At 60.8% G+C, this 18,368-nt stretch carries 16 protein-coding genes; 13 read left to right on the plus strand and 3 right to left on the minus strand.

Annotated features, from left to right (window positions below; genetic code table 11):
- Window positions 1-10: 10 nt before the first annotated feature.
- The 13 genes from AC3ARF_RS02065 (at window position 11) to AC3ARF_RS02125 (ending at window position 16,150) form a co-directional block, all read left to right on the plus strand.
- The gene (locus AC3ARF_RS02065; protein ID WP_498929836.1) at window positions 11-2,509 is read left to right on the plus strand and encodes a glycosyltransferase; all 2,499 of its coding nucleotides are present in this window, start codon (window positions 11-13) and stop codon (window positions 2,507-2,509) included.
- Window positions 2,506-3,810, plus strand: coding sequence for a glycosyltransferase family 2 protein (locus AC3ARF_RS02070; RefSeq protein WP_498929838.1), 1,305 nt, complete (start codon window positions 2,506-2,508; stop codon window positions 3,808-3,810). Before AC3ARF_RS02065 ends, AC3ARF_RS02070 begins: the two co-directional genes overlap by 4 nt.
- A 12-nt stretch (window positions 3,811-3,822) precedes the next feature.
- A complete protein-coding gene (locus tag AC3ARF_RS02075) occupies window positions 3,823-4,641 on the plus strand; it encodes a methyltransferase domain-containing protein (protein WP_498929840.1) in 819 nt (272 codons plus the stop codon).
- A 43-nt stretch (window positions 4,642-4,684) separates the two neighbouring features.
- Entirely contained in the window at window positions 4,685-5,545 is an 861-nt protein-coding gene (locus tag AC3ARF_RS02080) for a glycosyltransferase family 2 protein (protein ID WP_498929841.1), read from the plus strand.
- Window positions 5,546-5,582: 37 nt separating this feature from the next.
- Window positions 5,583-6,170 carry a DUF7024 domain-containing protein gene (locus AC3ARF_RS02085; RefSeq protein ID WP_498929843.1) on the plus strand — a complete coding sequence of 196 codons (588 nt, stop codon included), beginning with the start codon at window positions 5,583-5,585 and terminating at the stop codon, window positions 6,168-6,170.
- A gap of 82 nt (window positions 6,171-6,252) precedes the next feature.
- Complete coding sequence (locus tag AC3ARF_RS02090) at window positions 6,253-7,680, plus strand: MBOAT family O-acyltransferase (RefSeq protein ID WP_498929845.1); 1,428 nt, start codon at window positions 6,253-6,255, stop codon at window positions 7,678-7,680.
- 2 nt (window positions 7,681-7,682) lie between these two features.
- Window positions 7,683-8,915 (plus strand): alginate O-acetyltransferase AlgX-related protein, encoded by a 1,233-nt coding sequence (locus AC3ARF_RS02095; RefSeq protein ID WP_498929847.1) that lies wholly within the window; start codon window positions 7,683-7,685, stop codon window positions 8,913-8,915.
- A gap of 48 nt (window positions 8,916-8,963) precedes the next feature.
- A complete protein-coding gene (locus tag AC3ARF_RS02100; protein WP_498929849.1) occupies window positions 8,964-11,114 on the plus strand; it encodes a DUF7024 domain-containing protein in 2,151 nt (716 codons plus the stop codon).
- Window positions 11,115-11,193: 79 nt separating this feature from the next.
- Window positions 11,194-12,210 carry a GDP-mannose 4,6-dehydratase gene (locus AC3ARF_RS02105; protein ID WP_498929851.1) on the plus strand — a complete coding sequence of 339 codons (1,017 nt, stop codon included), beginning with the start codon at window positions 11,194-11,196 and terminating at the stop codon, window positions 12,208-12,210.
- 17 nt (window positions 12,211-12,227) lie between these two features.
- Entirely contained in the window at window positions 12,228-13,310 is a 1,083-nt protein-coding gene (gene gmd / locus AC3ARF_RS02110; RefSeq protein ID WP_498929853.1) for a GDP-mannose 4,6-dehydratase, read from the plus strand.
- A gap of 22 nt (window positions 13,311-13,332) precedes the next feature.
- A complete protein-coding gene (gene fcl, locus AC3ARF_RS02115) occupies window positions 13,333-14,277 on the plus strand; it encodes a GDP-L-fucose synthase (RefSeq protein ID WP_498929855.1) in 945 nt (314 codons plus the stop codon).
- 59 nt (window positions 14,278-14,336) lie between these two features.
- Window positions 14,337-15,071: an SDR family oxidoreductase gene (locus AC3ARF_RS02120; protein ID WP_498929856.1), complete on the plus strand. Its 735-nt coding sequence runs from the start codon at window positions 14,337-14,339 to the stop codon at window positions 15,069-15,071.
- A complete protein-coding gene (locus AC3ARF_RS02125) occupies window positions 15,071-16,150 on the plus strand; it encodes a GNAT family N-acetyltransferase (RefSeq protein ID WP_498929858.1) in 1,080 nt (359 codons plus the stop codon). Before AC3ARF_RS02120 ends, AC3ARF_RS02125 begins: the two co-directional genes overlap by 1 nt.
- On the opposite strand, the gene AC3ARF_RS02130 is transcribed toward AC3ARF_RS02125, so the two are convergent.
- Genes AC3ARF_RS02130 through AC3ARF_RS02140 form a run of 3 tightly spaced genes read right to left on the minus strand, consistent with a single transcriptional unit; the run spans window position 16,147 to window position 18,359 of the window.
- Window positions 16,147-16,908, minus strand: coding sequence for a PIG-L deacetylase family protein (locus AC3ARF_RS02130; RefSeq protein ID WP_498929860.1), 762 nt, complete (start codon window positions 16,906-16,908; stop codon window positions 16,147-16,149). The two genes, AC3ARF_RS02125 and AC3ARF_RS02130, sit on opposite strands and share 4 nt — an antisense overlap.
- Before the next feature lie 3 nt (window positions 16,909-16,911).
- Entirely contained in the window at window positions 16,912-17,922 is a 1,011-nt protein-coding gene (locus tag AC3ARF_RS02135; protein ID WP_498929862.1) for a glycosyltransferase family 2 protein, read from the minus strand.
- Entirely contained in the window at window positions 17,919-18,359 is a 441-nt protein-coding gene (locus AC3ARF_RS02140; RefSeq protein WP_498929864.1) for a GtrA family protein, read from the minus strand. Before AC3ARF_RS02140 ends, AC3ARF_RS02135 begins: the two co-directional genes overlap by 4 nt.
- Window positions 18,360-18,368: the final 9 nt, after the last annotated feature.

Below are 18,368 nucleotides of genomic sequence, written 5' to 3' on the forward strand. Positions count from 1 at the left end.
GGAAGGTGACGTGTTGCAGCCAAGCGTCCTGGTGCTTACGACGGACTTGCCGTACTTCCCGGGAAAAATGGGAGTCGATTACTTCAACCTCCGGCACCTCGCCGAGCGGTACCGCGTGGCCGTGGTGGCGCCGTGTTACGACAGCTTCCCCAAAGAGGGGGTGGCAAATCTTGAGTCCTTCCTGACAGCGTCCTATTTCTGGCCACGTGCTGCGGCGCCGGTGGCGGGGATGCTCGCGGACCTGCCGCCCGCGCGACTGCGCTCATGGGTTTGGAAGGTGCCAGGACGCATACGTCGGTGGGCGTACAGGCGGATGATTGGCATCAACGGTCGCCCTGATGATGCCGCGGAGAAGATTGCCATCCTGGCCAACTGCGCCCCGCATTTGCTGGAGGCCGTGAGTGGCGCCCATTGGCATGCCGTAGTCCTCATCCAGACGAGCATCGAGCCCTGGTTCGACTACCTCCCGTCCATGGGGGGGAAGGTCGTGTATTTCCACGACGTGCGGGGTGACTACCTCGCGCGGGCGCAACAGGCGGGAAATGATGCCCGGTCCACCCGATTGCATGCGCGGGTTGTGCACGATCAGGAGCAGCGCGTCACTGAGTGTGCGGACGTCATTGGCTTCGTCTCGGAACTGGATCAGCAGCGCGCTGAGGGCCTTTTTCGAATCCGCGCGCAGAGTGGCGTGGCCCCGATTCCCGTTGACACCGGCTATTACACGCCGGCGCCAGCGGAATGGGTGAAGGATTCCCGCAAGGTGGTCCTTTTCACCGGGCACCTCGCGCACCCGCCCAATGTCGACGCGCTGCTGCATTTCGTTCGCAACATATGGCCACTCGTTCTCGAGCGGGTGCCGGATGCGACGTTCCAGGCGGTTGGGATGATGCCGGCGCACGCCGTCGTCGAAGCGATGGCAAACGGGCCGCACTGCGAGTTGCACTCTAACGTCCCCGACATCCGTCCGTATTTCTGGAACGCCTCGGCGTTCGTCGTTCCCATGCGTTATGGCGGGGGCGTACGCCAGAAGATATTCGAAGCTTGGTCCATGCGCCTTCCCGTCGTTTGCACCACGATGGCGGCCGAGGGCACAGGGGCAGTGAATGACAAGCACTGCTTCCTTGCCGACGCCCCGGCGGAACTGGCCGACCGACTCGCGATGGTGTTGTCCGATCCCCAGCACGCGCGGGATCTGGTGGACTCCGCGAAGGAATACGTGGAGTCGCGCAATTCGGTCTCCGCCGCATCTCCGGCTTTCCGTGCACTGGTCGATCGCGCGGTGTCGATAAAGTCATCGAAGCCGTACAGGTTGATGTACGACCTGCGCTGGATGCAATTGGGCCACGCGGGCGGGATCGAGCAGGCGACCTACGAGCTTGTGTCGGCGATCTCGCAACTGGACCGCCGCAATCAATACCGCCTGTATGCGCCGCGCAGCGCCTGCTGTGAGTGGGATTTCCCCTCCGGCTTCAACGTACGGCGCCACTATTCCGACGCGATCGAGCACGAGCGGGAAGCTCTTCGTTCCCTGCTGGTGAACGGATTGGCGGAGAGCGTAGGCGAATCTCCCGTGCTGAACGGCGCGATGCGCAACTTGGCGAATTACAAGCGCCTCGATTTCGATCTGGTTCACTCCGTTGCGGGATACACCCACCCGGACGTGCAGGGTTTTCCAGGAATTCTCACCATCAACGACCTGCAGCACCTGCATTACCCTGAGTTTTTTACGCCCGCGGAGTTCGAAGAGCGGGAGCGCCTGTACCGGTCGTCGGCGGACCGTGCGTCGCACATCATCTGTATCTCGGAGTTCACCCGGCAGGACGTGCACCGCCAGTACGGTATTCCGCTGGAGAAAATGAGCACGGTATGGATCGTCCCGAGCCGCAACGTGTGGGATGCGCTGTCTCGTGATCGGAGGGAGGCGATATTGGCGCGGATGGAGATATCCACTCCTTTCCTGTTCTTCCCGGCGCACTGCTGGCCGCACAAGAACCATGCCCGGCTCGTGGATGCCTTCTCCCGGGCGCTGGCACGCATGCCGAAGGATTTGAAGCTTGTCCTGACCGGACGCGCGTTCCCTGATGATCATCCTGCAGCCATGTTGATACGGGAGCGTGGCCTTCAGGACCGGGTCGTGCACTTGGGCTATCGCTCCCCGCTGGAAATACGAGCGCTGTTCCAAGGATGCAGGGCCCTTGTGTTTCCTTCGCTGTTCGAGGGATATGGGATGCCCGTCGCCGAGGCCATCATCGCAGGCAAACCGGTGCTCTGTTCCAATGCCACGTCGCTGCCCGAGATTGCGGGGGCGGCTGCGTTGACGTTCGATCCGATGGACGTCGATGCCATTTCCGATGCCTTGGCTGCCGTGGCGACCAGGAATGACCTGTGCGACCAGCTGAGTGCAGCGGCCGTTGCCAGACGGCATCTGTTCGCGGCGCGGCGCAGTGCCGTCCAGACCCTCTCGATCTACCAGCGTGTCTACGAAGAACTTTACGGTGTAGCCCGATGAGCAACCTTCCATCCATTTCCGTTGTAGTTCCTTCCTACAACCAGGGTCATTTCCTTGCTGAGACGCTCCAAAGCCTTGTCGATCAGGAGTACCCCAACCTGCAGGTGGTGATCCAGGACGGCTGCTCGACGGATGACTCGGTGTCGATCGCGGAAGATTTCGTGCGGCGGTTCCCGGCCACCTTCCAGTTGCATGTGGAAAAGGACGCAGGTCAGGCCGATGCCATCAATCGAGGCTTTGCGCGCGCGACCGGGTCGATCCTGGGCTTCTTGAACTCCGACGACACCCTTTTCCCGGGAGTGTTACGCAGGGTCGCGGCTGAAATCGATCCGGCGCGAAACCGTTACGTCGTGATGGGTCGCAGCCTGTTCACGGGCGAGAATTCCAAGTACGTGGGCGTGGAGCACCCGGCGGAGTACATCTCCCATTTCGAGCAACTGGCGATCTGGAAACGTGGGTACAACACGATCCCACAGCCCTCGGTCTTCTGGCACAAGGCTGTCACTGACAAGGTGGGCTGGCTCGACGTGAACGAGCACCATGCGCTGGACTACGACCTGTTCTGCCGGATCAGCCGCCACTACCGCTTCGAGCGTATCGACGAACTGTTCAGCACCTACCGAATGCACGACGACTCCAAGTCGTCCCAGCGGAGCGAGGCGGAAGTGCTTGCATTGTCCATTGGCGTCAGTCGCAAGCATTGGGGCAGCTGGTTCTCCCCCCTTCGTTGGAGGTTGGAACTGTCGCATTGGATGTATACCCACCAATTCCATGATCACGCGCGGCACCATGCGCGCAGGGCGGAGCAGGCCTTTCGCGATCGCCGGTTTGGATCTGCCGCCATCAGTTTCCTCCAGACATGCTGGTACTCGCCCAGGATGGCGAGGGACCGGCTGTTGTACGGATGGCTGTCCGGGCGGGTCCCAGGCCTGTTGGGGCGCATTGTGGCAAGGGACACGGCGTTCCATGGCCAGCACCCCGATGGATGGATCGGGCCTTCGTTCCTCAACCAGATCGACGTTCCTGCCCACGCCACCAAGCTACATTGCCTGCTTGAGCATGTTCCTCAGGCCGGTCATGACGGCTTCGGGGTGGAGCTGAAGGTCGATGGAGAGGTGGCAGCCCAGACGGTCGCGACAGTTCCTGGCGTGTTCGAGCTCTGCGCCGAGGTGAGCCCATGGCGTGGAAAGCCGATTACCATGCAGGTGACAAGCGGACACCACTTCGTTCCCAGTGAGCTGCTCGGCGTGAATGATGACCGGCAGCTGTCCCTCAGATTCCATGGCATAGAGTTCCGATAGAGGCGGGGTAAAATGAATCAGCCGGTATTCCAGCAAACAGGGTGGCAGCGCCTGGACAACAGTCGCCCAGCCCAGGATCGCATTGAAGCCCGCCTAAAGGAGCTTGGCGCGGACGTCCAGGATCTTGATGTGTCAACCGTGTCGACGTCGTACCACGCGTGGCGGCACTTGGCTGATTACCAAGGTGACTACGCCATTTACAACGGGCCGCTCGAGCACTGCCTGTTGGAGAAAACGCTGGAACACTATCTGAGCCTGCTGCTGATCAACCCCAAGAAGGGAATGACAGCAGTCGATGTGGGCAGTTGCCAATCGGTTTTTCCTGCGATCATTCGCCGAGTCTACGGGGTCGAGTGCTATCAGCAGGACCTCGACTACCCCGCAGGCGTTCACGAATTCCGAATTGGCAGCAGTGCCGACCAGATTCCTCTGCCCGACAGATCCGTGGATTTCATGACGCTGCATTGCACCTTCGAACACTTCGAGGGCGGCGTGGATTCGCGCTTCGTAGTGGAATGCCGCCGTGTCTTGAAGGAAGGTGGTGTCTGCGTGATTCTTCCGCTGTATCTCAACGAAGCTCACTGCAACATCACGGGCGAACTCAGCGAAGAGAAGAGAAAGGAGATCGGCTGGGATGGCGCCGCGGATCACTATTGCGTGATTCCCGAATGGCAGAACCGCTTCGGGCGACACTATTCACCGGACACCTTCATGTCGCGAGTCCATGCTCCCGCCAAGGCAGCGGGGTTCAATCCGCGCCTGTTGAAGATCGTCGGCTGGGAAACAATTCATCCCGATCTGTGGCTGCGATGGATTGCCGTGTTGGCTTGAGCCCCGAGGCTCCTCTCGGACAACGGCAAGCGGAGAGGGTGACGTGAAAGTCAGTGTTGTCACCCCCTCGCTGAACCAGGGGCGCTTCATCGGGCAGACGCTGAGGAGCGTTGCAGCGCAGGACATCCCTGGCCTCGAACACGTTGTGATAGACGGGGGCAGCGACGACGCCACGATCGGGATACTCCGGGGCCATGCGGGGGATCTTCGCTGGGTGTCCGAGCCCGACAGGGGCCAGGCCCACGCCGTGAACAAGGGTATCGAGGGCAGCACAGGGGACATCATCGGATGGCTCAACTCCGATGACGTCTACTACCCGGGTGCCATCGCCGCCGTACTGCAGTACTTCGCCCGGCATCCCGAGGTAGACGTTGTCTACGGGCAGGCCGACCACATCGACGCAGAGGGCCGTCCTTACGAGGCCTATCCCACGCGTCCATGGGACCTGGGCCGACTCCAAGAGGGGTGCTTCCTTTGTCAACCGGCTGTGTTCTTCCGGCGCCGAGCGGTGGAGCGATTCGGGCCACTGGACGAGACCCTGCATTACTGCATGGACTACGAGTACTGGCTGCGCCTGGGAATGGGCGGGGCAATGTTTGCCTATCTCCCGCGGAAGCTGGCCGGTTCGAGGATGTATCCCGATAACAAGACGATGAGCTCTTCGATAGCAGTGCACCGGGAAATAAACGAGATGCTGCTTCGCAGAACCGGCGAGGTTCCAGATAGCTGGCTCACCAGTTACGCTTACACGGTCACCCGAAGCCGGCTAGACGAAACGGCGCGCCCGGTGTGGTTCGCCCGGGAGACCAGTGCCAGGACCTTGTTGGCGGCCCTCCGTTGGAATGGCCGAGTTCGCAAGTCACTATTGCGGCGATTATTTCCCCGCTGGTTCGGTTCGCATTGAACCCACACACTCAGATTAAAACCAAGGAGTAGTACCGATGCGTCATTCCCGCTTCCTCGCCCCGCTCTTGCTTGCGGCCATTTCCACCGTCGCCGTCGTCGGATGCGACTCGGCGCCGACTCCCGACGCGAAAGCGCCGTCCTCTCCAGCCGAAGCGGCGGCGCCCCCGGCTGCTGCCCCGGCACCCGCGCTGCCGTCGCTCGAGCCGCGTTACACGGTGACTTTGGCAGAGGGCATCGACTTCGCACGACCGGGCTATCCGGACTTCGTGACGGAGGTGACGGGGATTTCTGGGCCCGAAGGCTGGGGGCGCTGGACGGACACCAACCTGGGACAAGCGGCGAAGCTCCGCTTTACCCAGCCGCTGCCCCCGCGTTTCACCTTGAACCTGAAGGTGCGCGATTTCTTCGGCGTCAATGCCAATAAGGAAATCGTGGTTCAAGCGGGCGGCCAGAAGCAGGCGTTCGTGCTCCTGCCGGACATCGACCAGGACGTGAAGCTGACCTTCGAGGGGGTCGAGAATTCAGACACCATCGAGATCGTTGCGCCCGCCGCGTCGACTCCCACCGACACCGATAGCCGCAAGCTTGGGATTGGGTTGATCTCCCTGAGCCTTCAGGAATGAACTGACGATTAAATCCTCGAGAGCGAGTCAAGAAGGGGCATGAGAAGTGCCCCTTCCCTTTGTCTGAAGGTGCCTTTTCGCGATGCTGTTTACCGACCCCATTTTCATCTTCTATTTTCTGCCGCTTTCGTTGCTCGCGCTTCGACTTTGCGCCGTGGGAAATCGGTTCGGCTTCGCAGCAAAGGCGGCGGTCATCGTGGTCACCCTTGCGTTCTACGCGTATGGGAACTTGCTCTGGCCATGGCTGTTCCTGGTGGTGATTGGGGGAACGTATGCCTTCAGCCTGCTGATCCTCAGTTCTGAGCGGCCGGCGGTGCGGCGGATCGGCATGATCGGCTCGGTTGCGTACGCCGTGGCGATCCTCGCTTTGCTCAAGTATCTCAACTGGTTGGTCAGCCTGTTTCCAGCCCTCTCGCCACTCCATGCCGCACTGCTCCCGTACTTCGGTAGCGAAGGCGCGATCGTCCTGCCTCCAGGGATTTCATTCTTTGTCTTCGAGGCGCTGAGTTTCTCGATTGACGCGTACAGGGGGAAGCTTCATCGGCCGGTGAGGCTGGTCGACTACGTGACGTTCCTCGCAATGTTCCCTCGCTTCATCGCCGGTCCGATCGTGCGTTACGGAGACATGGCGGCGCAGTTCGACGCTTGGCCGGGGCTGCAATTGCGGCGCGGACTGACGGTGTTTGCTCTCGGGTTCTGTATAAAGAGTTTGTTCGCAGATCAGTTCGCGGTTTTCGTCCCCTATGCATTCTCCGTGGCGAATCCCGACCTGATTCAGAGTTGGGCCGGCGCCGTGGCGTATACCTTCCAGCTCTACTTCGACTTCTGGGGCTACTCCCTGATGGCCACAGGACTCGGTCTGTGCCTGGGGTTCGCGTTCCCGGACAACTTCCGTTCGCCCTATCGCGCGACTAGCATCACGCAGTTCTGGCAACGTTGGCATATGACGTTGTCCTCCTGGCTACGTGACTACCTCTACATCAGTCTGGGGGGGAATCGCTGCAAGCCCTGGCGTGTCTACTTGAACCTGTTCCTGACCATGTTGATTGGCGGATTGTGGCATGGCGCCAACTTTACCTTTGTCATCTGGGGCGCTTATCACGGAATCCTGTTGGTCGTGGAGCGCTTCATCGGCGAAGCAACCCTCACGAGGGTTCCATCGATGCTCAGGAAAGCAATGACGTTGCTTCTGGTACTGGTGGGATGGGTTCTATTCCGCAGCGAGTCGTTCGAACAGGCGGGGCAGGTGCTCACCGGCATGCTTGGTGGAAACGGTATAAGCACTCAGTTCAGCCCTGCCTTGTTCGGCAAGCAGACGCCGGCCTTACTGTTGGCATTGGCCGGCTGGGCCTTCTGGATATGGGTAGAGCCCCGGGTGGTGGGGGATGTGCCCATGCATGGTCGCGACTTCTCAAGGCGCACCCAGTGGCTGGTTTTCGCGCTATTTGGGTTGGCACTGCTGGTGTCCTTGAGTAGCAGCCAGATCCCCTTCCTCTACTTCCAGTTTTGACCATGAAGCGAACCCGTTCCTACGTACAATTCGCGTATCTGGGGTTGGTTCTCTTGTTCTTGGGGGCGAACGCGCTCGGGCGTAAAGATGTCTCGGCCCCAGTGCTGCCCCGGACCACGCTGGTGAGGAATTCCGAACAAACTCTGGGAGGGTTGGTGCCCCAGGGGTTGTGGCAGCCGGACTACGCCTTGCTCAAGAGGAATGTCAATGGCCTGCCCGCAGTTCGGGTTTCGCAGCAGGCGGGAAACAGCCTTCGCCTCGCGCTGGGCCAGGAACCGGACTGGATATTCCCGGGAGGACGCGAACCCATCAGCCTGTTCCTCACCGGGGAGCTGTGGGTTGCACGGGGGTCATCCGCCCGCATTGAAAGCGAAATGCGGCGAATCGCGGGCATCGTGGCCTCCTACCAACAGCAACTTGAGAAAGAAGGGTGGATGCTGCTTGTCGTCCCGGTTCCCACCAAGTTGGGCATTCACAGCAACTGGGCGCGTTGGCCCTTGGGGGGCGCAGACCCGTTGAACAGAGCACCGGTTCTTAGCGACCGTTCCAGCGAGGTATATGACGCATTCCGTGTTGCACTGGACCAGCGCGGGGTACGGAGCGTCGACCTTGACGGCGTCTATCGCGAAGCGCTTGGCCGCGATCCCCATTCAATCCTGTATCCCCCCAATGAAAGCCATTGGAGTGGGCTGGGAATTTCCCTGGCAGCCGATGCCACGGCTAAAGCCATCAGTGCGGTGACGCCGCTCAAATCGCGCACCCCCACTGAGCCGACCTACCTGGTGGAACATCAGGTAGGCGATCTGGTCAAGGCCTTCGATCCACACCCGTCTGTCACCTCGAGGCTCCAATCCATTTGGGTCTATGAGGACCGGCTGATGAATGGGGAGAATGGACGCGGCTATCCTTACCCGTCACGTCCGGTTGGTTTGGTCGTTGCCTTGGGTACCAGCTACACCGGTCATTACACTTGGATACCGCAGCCAGTAGGTTTCGCAGGTCAACTCGGCTTGCACTTGGAAAATGCTGAAGTGCAGAACCGTCCAATGGCCGGTCAAGGCTCCTTCAAATCCTTCGAGCACTTCTGGTCGCATCGGAAGGAGATCGCCGATGAATTTGAATCGCGCCGTGGAGGCGGCAAGCCGCGCGTCGTGGTGTGGGAGATGCCGCTGCGCGATGTGCCTGGAATTGGCCAGTCCAGTCTGGAGTGGAGCCAGGCGCACGGATGGCATTAGCCGCAACAGTGAGCGCATGGTCCGGCTGACCTCGAAGCGGAAGCGGGCATGCGGGAAGAAATTTTCTTTGCTAGGAGAAACATGATGATGTTGGAGCCCAGCAACAGCGGGTCGCAACGCAGTCCGACTGCGGGAGTTGCCCTGTTGGTGTCCATGGGGGTCTGTTGCGCATATCTCCTGCTGCGCAACACGGGCTTGTTCCTGACGGTGCCCGACGAGTGGGTCTACAGCAAAACCGCCCGCCTCCTGCCGCCGGAGGCGGCAGGAGTTCCGTCCTACCTCTATTTCCTGATCTATCGGGCCACGAACCTCTGTGGTGCGGGATACCTGGAATGCGCCCGGGCTCTGAACGTCTTTTTCATGGTCGGCGCGATGCCCTTCATCTATCTGCTCTGCAGAACGGTTGCGGGGCGTTGGGTCTCCTTGTTCATCGCCGTGATGGCGGTGCTGGGTCCGATCAACACGTACACCGCCTACTTCATGCCGGAGTCCCTTTATCTCCTCTTGTTCTGGGTGCTCGCCTGGTATGCGCTGCGAGGGACAGAAGCCAATCCCTTGCTGAGGGGGGCGATAATGGGGGTGATCATCGGCCTTATGGCGCTGGTGAAAGTGCACGCCTTCTTCCTTGTGCCAGTGATCGTTGGGTTTCTAGCGCTACGTCCCATCGTTGGGGGATCAGGCTTCGCCTGGCGTCAGTCGCTGCTTGCGATCGGCGCCTTCCTCCTCACGGCATCCTTCGTGCGATTGGGACTGGGTTACCTTTTCGCCGGACCTAGTGGGCTGAGTCTTTTTGGTCAGATCTATGGATCCGTGGCGCCGTCAACGGACGACACTGATCGCTTTATCCGCCTTGTGCTCCCCGGCTTGACCAGCCTGAAGGGGCATGCGATGGCGCTCGCCGCGCTTTACGCGGTGCCGCTCGCGATCGTCTTCTACTTCCCGTCTCCGCGCGAAGGCCGGGGACACCCCCCCGGATTGCGTGAAATCCAGCTCTTCACGTTCCTGGTTTTCGCATGCCTTCTCGCGATGACGACGTTGTTCTCGGCAAATGCCGCAGGTTCCAACGCGATGGAGACCATCGCGCGGCTGCACATGCGCTATTACAACTTTGCCTTGCCGTTATTGCTGATCGTTGCAGCGGGTCATGTTTCCGCACCGCAGCGGAAAGACGTCCTTCGGACACTGCCCTCTGCATTCATATGGGGCGTGCTGTCCGTACTCGCGGTCACGACGCTCTTGGGGAGTTTTACGCCCGGTGTTGTGGACAGTCCCGAGCTCCGCGGACTCACGTTGAACCCGAAGCTTTTCAGTGTGATCGCGACACTGGGGGTGGTTGCGTTGGCAATGTGGGTTGTAAACACCCGCATTGGGGCGACTCTTTTCGTGTTCGGGGTGCTTCCGCTGGCGGTGCTCGGGTCTGCATACCAAGCTAACCGGGAGCTTCGACAGAACATGCGCCCTGACGTGTACGCGCTGGCCGGGATTTCGGCGCGTCATTACTTGGGCGAACAGGCAGAGCCGATCATCGCCTATGGCGCGGATCACTCGTCCCTGTACCGAACCCTTTTCTACCTTGACAACCCCAACGCCATCAGTGTGGTGGTCCCTGCGAACAGTCCCATTCCCGAGGAAAGTATTCCGGCGCAAGCGCGCTGGGTGCTGGTCGTCGGGGATCAGGCATTGCCGAAAGGGGCGCGCAAGGAGATCGCCCTCCACGGCGCGGTGCTCGCGAAGGTGGGAGATCAGGAGGTCGAGAAAATTGACTTCACACGAGGATCCTGGCCGGGGCTTATCGCCAGGACGGCCGGGTTGTCGGGGCCAGAGACATGGGGGACATGGTCGGATGGCGACCGTGTCACACTCGAGTTCTCCAAGCCACTGCCTGCACAGTTCACGCTGGTTTTGAAGGCGCAAACGATCGGCAATTCAAACGAGCCTTCAACCATCGTCGTGGGGGGAGATCGTCGCGAGATTCGCTTGCCTGCCCCAAGGGAACTAGGCCTGACCTTCCAGACCGATGGAACCGTCCGCCGCATCGACATCGAGATCCCGTGGGCCAGATCGATGAAGGAACTGGGCGTCAGCAATGACCCTCGTCGGCTGGGCATCGGCTTCGTGTCAATGGTGATCACCAGCAAAGCGTCTCCCGACGCTGGGGCCGAACTTGCGGTGCCTGCTTCTGGGTCGACGCGACAGTGATAAACTCCCGCCTGCCAATTTTCCCCGTCCTCGACGGCTACTTACCTGGCCGGAAGGCCGCCGAGATCCTGATATGTCAATGAAGCGTGCGTTGATCACGGGCATAACGGGCCAGGACGGATCTCTCCTCGCGGAGCTGCTGCTGGAAAAGGGATACCAGGTCACGGGGCTCGTGCGGCGCGAAAGCTGGTTCCGGCACAACAGCGCCTCCCATCTTGCAGATCGCGTGGATGTGGTGTTCGGAGACATGGCGGAAGGCATTGATATCGCCTCCGCCATTCATGAGTCGAATCCGGACGAGATCTACAACCTGGCGTCGCAGTCCCGGCCCGGAGAGTCGTGGTCGCGGGCACCTGAAACACTGCTTGTGAATGGTCTGGGCGCAGTTCGCTTGTTTGAAGCGGTTCGGCATTACCGGCCGCAGTGCAGGGTCTACCACGCGTCTTCCTCCGAGATGTTTGGGCAGACGAGGGTGTCCCCGCAGGACGAGGAAACACCGTTCAATCCCGTCAACCCCTATGCCGCGGCAAAGGTGTACGCCCACCAGATGGCGCGCATCTATCGCGATAGCTACGGGCTTTACATTGCCAGCGGAATCTTGTTCAACCATGAGAGCGAACGTCGACCGCTGCACTTCCTGACGCAGAAGGTGGCGTACGGCGCGGCATGTGCGGCCTTGGGAATTGGCGAGTCACCGGATGTGAACGAGATGGGTCGCCCCATTGTCGAGCGTGGAAAGCTCGCACTCGGTAACCTGGATATTGCCCGGGACTGGGGTTATGCCGGTGATTTCGTCGAGGCGATGTGGCTGATGTTGCAGCAGGATCGCGCAGACGAATTCGTCATCGGAACGGGCGAGCTGCACAGTCTGCGCGATTTGTGCGAAGTGGCCTATCGCTCGGTCGGGCTCGATTGGCGCGACAGCGTGGTCAGCGATCCCGGACTTGTACGGCCACTGGAGCCAGGGCAGACGCGGGCCAACGCCGCCAAGGCGCAGCGCGTTCTTGGTTGGCAGCCGACGGTGAGTTTCGAAGAGATGGTTCGAAAGATGGTTATGGCCCAGTTGGAACGCCTGAGGCCCCAGTTAAACAAATGACATTGGTAGGGAGTGACATGAAGAAGGCACTTATCACGGGCGTCACCGGGCAGGACGGCGCTTACCTCGCGGAGTTTCTCTTGGGGAAAGGGTACGTCGTGCATGGCATCAAGCGGCGCACGTCTCTTTTCAATACCGACCGCATCGACCACCTGTACCAGGACCCGCATGTCCGTGATCGGAACTTCGTCCTGCATTACGGGGACATGACGGACTCCAGCAGCCTGATCCGGATCATCAAGGAAGTGCAGCCCGACGAGATCTACAACCTCGCGGCGCAAAGCCACGTGGCAGTCTCGTTTGAAGAGCCCGAATACACGGCAAATTCGGACGCCCTCGGCGCACTTCGCGTCCTTGAGGCAATCCGGACGTTGGGCCTGGAAAAGAAGACGCGCTTCTACCAGGCATCCACCTCCGAGCTTTACGGCCTCGTGCAGGAAGTCCCACAGAAGGAGACGACTCCTTTCTACCCACGCAGCCCTTACGCGGTTGCCAAGCTATATGCGTACTGGATCACGGTGAATTACCGCGAGTCCTACGGCATGTATGCCTGCAACGGCATTCTTTTCAACCACGAGTCGCCGCTGCGTGGTGAAACTTTCGTGACCCGCAAGATTACTCGCGCTTTGGCCCGCATCAAGCTCGGCCTGCAGGATTGCCTGTACCTGGGCAACCTGGATTCCCAGCGCGACTGGGGCCACGCCAAGGATTACGTGGAAATGCAGTGGCTGATGCTGCAGCAGGATCACCCAGAGGATTTCGTCATTGCCACGGGTGTCCAGTTCAGCGTTCGCGACTTCGTCAATGCCGCTGCAGCAGAGCTGGGCATCAAGGTGCGTTGGGAAGGGTCTGGCGTCAACGAGAAGGGCTTCGACGAGAATGGCAACTGCATCGTTGCCGTGGATGAGCGCTATTTCCGTCCCGCCGAAGTCGAGACCCTGCTTGGTGATGCCACCAAGGCCAGGGAGAAGCTCGGGTGGTCGCCGAAGATCACCTTCCAGGAGCTTGTTTCGGAAATGGTGCGGGAAGACCTGAAGAGTGCCGAGCGCGACGAGCTGGTTAAGCGCCATGGCTATTTCGCACCCAATCGCCACGAGTAAGTTAGCCCGGGCCTAGCAATCAATGACCACTGACGCACTCACCAAAGACTCGAAGATCTACGTTTCCGGCCATCGCGGTATGGTGGGGTCTGCCATAGTCCGGAGGCTCCAGGCCGGCGGCTATACGAACCTGGTGATGCGCTCGCATGCGGAGCTTGACCTCCTCGATCAGGCCGCCGTGGCGGCCTTCATGGAGCAGGAGAAGCCCGAGTACGTGTTCCTGGCCGCAGCGAAGGTCGGTGGTATACAGGCCAACAACACATATCGTGCGGACTTCATTTACCAGAACCTGATGATCCAGGCCAATGTGGTGAATGCAGCGTTTCAGTCCGGGGTGCGGCGGCTGTTGTTCCTGGGCTCCAGTTGCATCTATCCGCGCGACTGCCCACAGCCGATCAAGGAGGAGTACCTGCTGACCGGTCCGTTGGAACCCACCAACGAACCGTATGCGGTCGCCAAGATCGCCGGCATCAAGCTCTGCGAGAGCTTCAATCGTCAGCACGGAACCGCCTATGTGTCGGTGATGCCAACCAACCTGTATGGGCCAAACGACAGTTACGATCTGAACAACAGCCATGTGTTGCCGGCGCTGATCAGGAAGACGCACGAAGCCAAGGCAAAAGGCGACAAGGAGTTGGTCGTGTGGGGAAGTGGCAAGCCCCGGCGGGAGTTCATGTATGTCGACGATATGGCGGACGCCTGTGTGTTCCTCATGGAAAGCGGGGTGCAGGACGGGCTGTTCAACGTCGGGGTGGGCACGGACGTGACAATCCGCGAGCTGGCGGAAACCATCATGGAGGTCGCGGGTTTCAGCGGCGACATCGTGTTTGACACGAGCAAGCCCGACGGAACGCCACGCAAACTCCTGTGTACGGATCGCCTGAACGCGCTGGGGTGGAAGGCGCGCACGGGATTGCGGGAAGGAATCGCGCGGGCCTACGCGGACTTCGCGAGCAAGACAATCTGACCGGCCGTGGCGTTGGGTAGTGTCGGCCGGATGTCCAATTCACTGCGGAGAGCTGTTGCATGGCTAGGGGATCGGTACTAGTAACCGGAGCGAATGGTGGAGTCGGGCAGCACATCGCGCGGTTCCTCCTGGAGAACGGGGAGCGTGGGCTCATTTGCCACTACCGGGGCGACCGGGAGCGGGTGGATGGGCTGTTGCGGGAGTTCGACCTGGACCCGGCATCACACGCGGTGCAGGCTGACCTCACCGACGAGCAATCGGTAGCGGCGATGTTCGCCTCGGCCCGCGACGCAGGAGCACCGGTAAGCCGTTTGGTCAACGTCGCGGGCTCGTCGAGCAACGCGATGTCGTGGAAGATCTCCCGTGACGAGTTCTCCCGGGTAATCGACGATAGCCTGTTGACCACGTTCCTGTGCTGCAAGCACGCCATTCCTTCCATGCGCGAAGCCCGATTTGGACGCATCGTGAACATATCCAGCATCGTGGGGTTCACCGGGGTCGTCGGCGCCGCCCACTATGCGGCCGCCAAGGCCGGTCTCATTGGCTTCACCAAGTCGGTCGCCCTGGAAGTCGCATCACGTGGCGTCACCGCCAATGCCATCGCGCTGGGCTACCTCGATGCCGGGCTCATCCATTCTGTTCCCGAGGACATGCAGGTGGAGATCCGGGGGCGGATTCCGGCAGGGCGATTTGGTGGAAAGGCCGATGTCGGCGCAGCGGTCAGGTACCTGCTAGGCGACGACTCCAACTTCTACACCGGTCAAGTGCTCCACTTGAATGGCGGGCAGTATTGATGGAGATCCATTACCGCGCGTTCCTGCCGGATGCCGACTGGACCTCATATCGTGAGTTGTTCAAGTTGAGTTTTCCGGAGACGCTCGGGACTGCCGTCGAGGGCGAAGAGCACTATCGCTGGAAGTTCGAGCGGTTCCCTGACTCGCGCAGCTCCTATCAGTACGTGGGCCATGAGGGCGGCCGCGTCGTTGGCTACTACGCTGCGCTTCCCTACGCCTACCAGATAGATGGGGTGCACCATCGATGCGCGATGGTCTGCGACGTAATGACCCATCCGGATTATCGCGGTCGCGGCATCTTTACCCAGATCGGACGCTTCGCCACCGGGGAACTGGGCAAGGCCGGGCTGGGGTTCACCACGGGCTACCCGATCCGGCCCGAGGTCATTCCGGGACATTTGAAGGTCGGCTGGCATGTCGTGCAGAAGCTGCCTACTTACGTTCGGCCCCTCGGGGTATCGGGACTGTTGCCTAGGCCTTTGCGGCCGTTGGGGAAGGTGGCCGATGCTGTAATCCGCGGCGTGCAGGCCTGGAGCTTGAGGGAATGCGCGGGCTACTCGACGCAAACCTACAATCGCGACGAATTCATTCGCAGGGTGGCAGGCAGCGAATCGTATTCGACGTTCCTTGCGAAGTGGATGGCGGGGCAGCCCAATGCACTGGTGAAGGACGCCGCATTCCTGGATTGGCGAACCTCGGCGCCGGGCGCCTCGTACCGTTTCGTCGTGCTTCTCTCCGGGACGGAACTGGTCGGGGTGGCACTGGCGCGGCCCACTCAGTTGCGAGGAATCGAAACCCTGGCGCTGCTCGACTTCATGGTGCTCAAAGACCACCTGCGTGGTTGTCGTGGCCTGCATGTCGCCTTGGCGAATCTGGCGCGGCAGGAGCGGAAGGACGTGGTGGCGTGCATGGCGGCTGCGGAGTGGGCCCAGGCGTACCGTTTTGCCGGCTCTTGCTACTTGCGGACGGGTGCGGTGTTCTCGCTGATCGTCAAGAAGTTGAACGCGACCATCCCGGATGAGTCACTTTCCGGCGCCGGACGTTGGCACGCGTTCTGGATCGACTCGGACGACCTTTAGCCTCCGAGTCGGGTTTCGCTCTGAATCGCGGACTGGAACTCCTCCCAACTCGGCCCCCCGCGGCGTTCGTAGAGCAGCCTGCCCTCGTGGGGTCGCCGCCGCATCCCAACTGGATCCACAGGCTGGATATGGAAGGGACGGCGGTGCAGCATGCGCATGGCATAAAACGGGAGCAGTCCCATGAAGCTCTTCCATTGGGAGCGGTAGCCCAGGCAGTGCAAGGGATACAGGAAGCGGTGCTTCCAGGTTATGGGCGCCGCATAGGTGGGGCCGTTTGCAGGTAGCGGAGACATGGTCCGGAAAAGCGGGCCCGGTAACCCCACGCCGTTGTAGAGAGGGTATTGGAACAGGGGCGTCCCTGGAGGACAGCAGTCGACGGCCAGCAGGTGGCACGCGTCGTGATCCTGATGGCCTCCTTCCCATGCGGGAATGAGCCACCACGCATTCCGCGGCAGAATCGGTAGGATCGCGCGCAGAACTGCCCTTGCTCGATCCATCCACTGATGAAGTTGTCCGTCGGGAATGGAGTTCTCCTCGCCAAGGAAGTGCATCGCCTCGCGAGGTACTCCAAACCGCAGCAAGATCGAAGCGCTTTCCTCCCTTCGGCGGGAAATGCTTTGCCCACCCCAACCGCCGTCGGTCATCCACACGCAATGAACGGGCTGGCCATTCCTGACGGCCTGTTCTATCCAAGGGAAGACGGTGAACTCGTCGTCCGGGTGTGCGAACAACGCCACGAGCGGGAGGTCAGGGCGCACGCTTCACACTCCCTCGCGGATTCCGGCCCATGCCTTTCGTTGCCCTTGGAGGAGAGGGTGCAACGGCCGGCGCGGCACGTTGGCGATGTCGTAGCCGAGGAAAGCCAGCAAGAACTGCAAGCCACTCACGATGGCGACGGTGGCGATCATGATGGTTCCCACCGGGGTGCTCGTCCCGGATGAGGACGATTGCCACCAATGCAGCCCACCAAACACCGTACCGAAGGCGAGCAACGCCGTTCCCGCCAGCAACTCCAGGGATGCTATGGGCAAGTCGCGCAGGAAATAGTTGTAGACGATGCGCTTGAACAGGTTTCGAAAATGCTTCAGGAGAAACTCGCTGAAGATCCTTGACACCTTCAGGCCGCTGCTCTCATCCGCATACTTGGCGTCCATGGGAACATCGACGACCACCGCACGCAATGTGTTCAATCGGAACAGCATGTCTGTTTCGAAGAAATAGCGCTTGCTCAAGGAGTCAGTGGGCAAGCGCGACGCAATCTCGGCGTGGATCGCGGTATAGCCATTTGTAGGGTCGAACACGTCCCAATAGCCCGTGCTGGCTTTGGACATGAAGCTCAATCCGAGATTCCCGACGCGGCGCAGCAGAGGCATCTGGCGGATCTCACGCAGGTCCCAGAATCGATTGCCCTTGGTGTAGTCCGCTTCGCCCCGAACAATGGGTGCGACGAAGCGGGGGAGCAGGGCAGGGTCCATTTGCCCATCGCCATCGATCTTCACCAAGATGTCCGCGCCCGACTCAATCGCCGCCAGGTAACCGGTCAACACCGCTCCGCCCACGCCCTGGTTCTCGGGATTGCGGAGAACCTTGACCCGCGGGTCCCGCACCGTGTTCTCGATATAGTCGCCGCTGCCTTCTGGGCAACAGTCGTCCACGCAGAAGATCGACCTGACCTCCGGGCCAATCGCGGCGATGACCCCATGGATGTGGCGGACAACCCGATAGCAGGGGATCACCACTGCGATCGACGGAGCAAGGTTGCTTTCGGTCATCGAAAAATCCAGTACTTGGACAAAGCGAAACCGAGCAGGGCCAACACGCTGTCCACGAAGAACTTACCCGTTCGTGCCCAGCCCAGGCCGGCGAATGCATCCAGCATCCATACCGCTGCCGTGCTGAGGATTGCGGTGAGCAACCAGCCCAGGGCGAAGCGGATCGCCTGCCTGCGGCCCAACGACGGGCGCGATTCGGAATCTGCAAAGGTGTGGCGACCGTTGAGCCAGAATCCCAAGGCCGCGCCGACGACACGACTGATGAGATTCGCAGCGACGACGTCCACGTTGGCGAACGTCAACGCCACGAAGCACAGCCAGTCCGCGAGCAGTTGCACGCCGCCCATCAGGCCATACAGCAGCAACTGCCGCTGCGTCTGCCGCCATGAGGACAGTCCAAGGGCGCCCTGCGAGGAACTGCTGGATGGCCTATCCATGCGCGAGCA

Source organism: Lysobacter sp. KACC 24251 (assembly GCF_057747755.1).

Coding starts and splice junctions, on each gene's coding strand:
- AC3ARF_RS02100 (WP_498929849.1), top strand. CDS start 8,964: ATGCGGGAAGAAATTTTCTTTGCTAGGAGAAACATGATGATGTTGGAG.
- AC3ARF_RS02135 (WP_498929862.1), bottom strand. CDS start 17,922: ATGACCGAAAGCAACCTTGCTCCGTCGATCGCAGTGGTGATCCCCTGC.
- AC3ARF_RS02140 (WP_498929864.1), bottom strand. CDS start 18,359: ATGGATAGGCCATCCAGCAGTTCCTCGCAGGGCGCCCTTGGACTGTCC.
- AC3ARF_RS02120 (WP_498929856.1), top strand. CDS start 14,337: ATGGCTAGGGGATCGGTACTAGTAACCGGAGCGAATGGTGGAGTCGGG.
- AC3ARF_RS02090 (WP_498929845.1), top strand. CDS start 6,253: ATGCTGTTTACCGACCCCATTTTCATCTTCTATTTTCTGCCGCTTTCG.
- AC3ARF_RS02075 (WP_498929840.1), top strand. CDS start 3,823: ATGAATCAGCCGGTATTCCAGCAAACAGGGTGGCAGCGCCTGGACAAC.
- fcl (WP_498929855.1), top strand. CDS start 13,333: ATGACCACTGACGCACTCACCAAAGACTCGAAGATCTACGTTTCCGGC.
- AC3ARF_RS02085 (WP_498929843.1), top strand. CDS start 5,583: ATGCGTCATTCCCGCTTCCTCGCCCCGCTCTTGCTTGCGGCCATTTCC.
- AC3ARF_RS02125 (WP_498929858.1), top strand. CDS start 15,071: ATGGAGATCCATTACCGCGCGTTCCTGCCGGATGCCGACTGGACCTCA.
- gmd (WP_498929853.1), top strand. CDS start 12,228: ATGAAGAAGGCACTTATCACGGGCGTCACCGGGCAGGACGGCGCTTAC.
- AC3ARF_RS02105 (WP_498929851.1), top strand. CDS start 11,194: ATGAAGCGTGCGTTGATCACGGGCATAACGGGCCAGGACGGATCTCTC.
- AC3ARF_RS02070 (WP_498929838.1), top strand. CDS start 2,506: ATGAGCAACCTTCCATCCATTTCCGTTGTAGTTCCTTCCTACAACCAG.
- AC3ARF_RS02095 (WP_498929847.1), top strand. CDS start 7,683: ATGAAGCGAACCCGTTCCTACGTACAATTCGCGTATCTGGGGTTGGTT.